Annotated in this window: 4 protein-coding genes; 3 read left to right on the top strand and 1 reads right to left on the bottom strand. The window is 36.7% G+C overall.

The window, feature by feature from the left end; all coding sequences use genetic code 11:
• Positions 1-203 (bottom strand): LysR family transcriptional regulator (locus tag AB685_RS28450; RefSeq protein ID WP_047973969.1); only part of this gene is annotated, 203 nt, incomplete at its 3' end.
• A 110-nt stretch (positions 204-313) separates the two neighbouring features.
• Here AB685_RS28450 and AB685_RS28445 point away from each other — a divergent pair.
• The 3 genes from AB685_RS28445 (at position 314) to AB685_RS28430 (ending at position 3,522) form a co-directional block, all read left to right on the top strand.
• Positions 314-883: an NAD(P)H-dependent oxidoreductase gene (locus AB685_RS28445; RefSeq protein WP_047973968.1), complete on the top strand. Its 570-nt coding sequence runs from the start codon at positions 314-316 to the stop codon at positions 881-883.
• 561 nt (positions 884-1,444) lie between these two features.
• Positions 1,445-3,079 (top strand): alkaline phosphatase PhoX, encoded by a 1,635-nt coding sequence (locus AB685_RS28440; RefSeq protein ID WP_053073990.1) that lies wholly within the window; start codon positions 1,445-1,447, stop codon positions 3,077-3,079.
• 242 nt (positions 3,080-3,321) lie between these two features.
• Positions 3,322-3,522, top strand: a complete 201-nt coding sequence (locus AB685_RS28430; protein ID WP_047973966.1) for a twin-arginine translocase TatA/TatE family subunit — start codon at positions 3,322-3,324, stop codon at positions 3,520-3,522.
• Positions 3,523-3,669: the final 147 nt, after the last annotated feature.

Here is a 3,669-nt window from a genome sequence, read left to right as displayed (position 1 = left end):
GCATATTGCCTTAATCGTTCTCCGGAGTGAGTGAGGGTTAATTTTCTTCCAAGACGTTCAAAAAGTTGAAGATTCAATTCGTTTTCTAAATTCTTTATTTGAGCTGTAACACTGGATTGAGCATATTGAAGTTTCTCTGCTGTTTTTGTGAAATTTAATGTATCACATGCAACTAGAAATGTTTGAAGATGTTTAATGTCCATTTTAACTCCTTTCTATCGAAAAAAACGATCCTTTTAATCGGAATAATCATCTGTAACGATTTCAAGAAATAGTGTAACCTTAATWTACAGAGTATTCAAGGAGGTACTAGATGAGAAAATTATTGCTAATTAACGGACAAGATTACTTTGAGAGGGCGCAAGGGGAGTTAAATAACACAATGTCAAAGTATATTGAAGAATTCACAACGAATGAATTTGAAGTAGTACAAACCGCTATTGCAAAGGGTTATCGAGTACCTGAGGAAATTGAGAAGTTTAAATGGGCTGACATCATCATTATCCAAACACCCATTTATTGGTTTAGCTTGCCGGGGATTTTAAAGAAATATATAGATGACGTTTTTATCCCTGATATATTTTTTGGCAAGTCTAAGCAATTTGGACAAGGAGGAAAATTTAACAAAAAGAAATACATGCTTTCTGTTACGTGGGGGGCAAGGGAATCAGCGTTTAAGGGTACGAAAGAGGATTTCTTAGAAGGGTTAAGTGAAGAGCAAGTTTTATTTCCCATTCATAAGACATTTGAATACTGTGGGTTTAACAAATTGCCAACATTCTCAATCTATTCATCAATGAATCTTAAGGAACTTGATCCTTATATCACGAAAATGCATTGCCACTTACAGGAACACCTTTTCCTTTCAGGAGAGAGTATATGATGATGAATTTGCTTATGCGAAGGATAATTTATGACTTCCTATCAAATAAAGAAATTAAAACTCGAAGATTATAATAAGTGCAGTAATATTGGGGTTATGGATAAGAAACCGAAAATGGATAAGATCTATTTCGAATGATTTTGGTAAGATGTTAGATACCCTGAAAATGGGTATTTTTTTATTAATAAAATAAACTAAAACCTATCCCTAAATCTATGAACCTACAATTTTCATTTACGGTGGTTTTTTGGGCATAAGCGATACATTGCACAACAAGCTAATAAATAAAAGGCTATCTCTCTTTTCATAGAAAGATCACCATTTTTGATCGATTCAAATGAAAAAATAAAAGTAAGATGATTCGAACCATTTCACTAGAGGAAGTGGTTTTTTGTTTTGAATAGATTTGGTGTCTAGCAGAAAAATTCTACTCTTTATAAATATAGACAGAATCATATTTTCATTATTTTTACAGTAATTCAACAATTCCTCAATAGTAGATTAATAGTTATACGGTAACATAATTTTTGTATTGAAAAAACAAAAGTTGAGGTGTTTATATTGTCTACAGAATTTAGTCGACGTAAATTTTTAACTTACATGGGAAGCAGTACTGCGGCATTAGTTGCAGCATCAACAGGAATTGATGCTATATCAAATAAAGCAAGTGCTATGACAGCAGATCACTTAATGGATGGACAAGCTAAAGGTGGCGGCAAACCACTAACGGTTCCGTTTAAACCTGTTGAACGTACTTGGGAAAATGAATTAGTTTYGCCAAATGGCTATAAATATAACATTGTTGCTTCGTATGGAGATGAAATTAACACAAAAGGTGAAATTTTCGGGGATGCAGCTGATCTTACCGTGTACTTTCCGATTGATAGCTTAGAAGGCGGCAACAATTCAGAAGAGGGACTTATTTGGGTAAACCATGAATTCCCAGAACCGGGAAACTACATGGAGATGCTAGGAATTAATGCATCTACATTTGATAAAAAAAGTCTAAGTGACTTTCCCGAACTACTAGCAATGGAAAAAGAAGCAGTTGGTGGGTCTGTTATTCGTGTGAAAAAGGAAAAAGGAGAATGGAAGCTTGTAAAAGATGATACATATAACCGTCGTGTAGATGGTACGACGAAGATCGAATTAACAGGTCCAGCTCGTGGAAGTAATGCTGTTAAAGGTGCCAAAGCAGTTGAAGGATCACTTGGAAACTGTAGTGGAGGACGCACGTTTTGGAATACAGCGTTATCTTGTGAGGAAAATACAGGATATGCAAGTTCGTATGGCTGGCCTAATTTCACGGAAGAGCATTACGGCTGGGTTGTCGAAGTCGATCCATTTGATGCAAAGAAGCCAGTACGCAAGCATACTGCATTAGGTCGTTTCGCTCATGAAAACACAGCAATGGGCTTAACAGAAGACGGCAAAGTTGTCGTTTATATGGGTGATGATAAACGTGATGAGTGCTTCTATAAATTTATCAGTGAKAAAAAGTACAATCCAACTAACCGTGAAGCAAATTTCGATCTTTTAGAAAAAGGAATATTGTATGTTGCCAACCTTGGAAAGCAGCAATGGGTTGCGCTTGATTATGCTAACAATCCAGCTCTTCAAGCGAAATTTGCTGACCAAGCCGATGTCTTAACGAATGCACGTGCAGCAGCTCGTGTGGTAGAAGGAACATTACTAGATCGTCCTGAAGATGTAGAAATTCATCCACATGATGGAACAGTCTTCTTAGCGTTAACGAATAACTCAAACCACGGGAATTTCCATGGTCAAATTGTTCGATTTGCTCCTACAAATGGTGATCATGGCAGTGATACGTTCACGTTCGAAGTATTTGTCGCTGGCGGGCAGCCAAGCGGGATCACATGTCCTGATAACCTTCACTTTGATAGCAAAGGAAACCTTTGGGTTGTAGAAGACTTCGGGGCTACAGAAGACAATGTATATGCAGCTTATAAAAACTGTGGAGTATTCATGATCCCAACAGACGGGAAAAACTACGGAATTCCACAACAATTTGCATCAGGTCCAAAAGGCTGTGAAGTTACCGGTCCATGGTTAACACCTAATGAAACAACCTTATTCATAGATGTTCAGCATCCTGATACGTGGRACCAGTATCCTGGATACAGCTTCGGTCGTTCGTGCTTAGTTGCTGTTCAAGGTGGAAGCTTTAAATAATAACAATTTGACTCAAAGTGGAAGGAGTATTTTTAGAATGATCAAGGGTTGTACTAAACATGTAAAGGAAGGTTTAGAGGTCATTCACCTTCCGCATATTCACTTGCTTTCTCATGAAGATAAAAAATTCGGAAATTACAAATGTCAGGTCTGTAACCAAAAAGCCGATTATAAATTGTTTAATTATTTCCCGCAAAAGGAGCAACTGCTTAAAACGGTCATATGAAAAGGAGGTCAACGTTATGTTACAAAATATAGGGATTCCTGGATTAATCTTGGTGCTCGTGATTGCATTAATCATTTTCGGCCCTTCAAAATTGCCAGAACTCGGTCGTGCAGTAGGTTCAACATTAAAGGAATTTAAGAAATCAACACGAGAATTGGTTTCGGATGATGAGTCAGAAGGAAAGCAATCAAAAGCGAAGAATGAAAATGTAATGTAAATAAACTMATACTAGTAAGATGTAAGTAACTTATTCACTTGCATCTTTCTTTTTGTATTGAGAGGTGTTCATGATGGAAAAAGGTATGGATCTTGTTGGTCATTTGGAGGAATTGCGTAAACGACTAATCATTACACTTGGTATCTT

Source organism: Bacillus sp. LL01 (assembly GCF_001037965.1).
This window is presented reverse-complemented; position numbering and strand designations above follow the sequence as displayed.

What these genes read in the sequence shown, in the direction of transcription:
- AB685_RS28445 (WP_047973968.1), top strand. Translation starts at nt 314, where the DNA reads ATGAGAAAATTATTGCTAATTAACGGACAAGATTACTTTGAGAGGGCG.
- AB685_RS28430 (WP_047973966.1), top strand. Translation starts at nt 3,322, where the DNA reads ATGTTACAAAATATAGGGATTCCTGGATTAATCTTGGTGCTCGTGATT.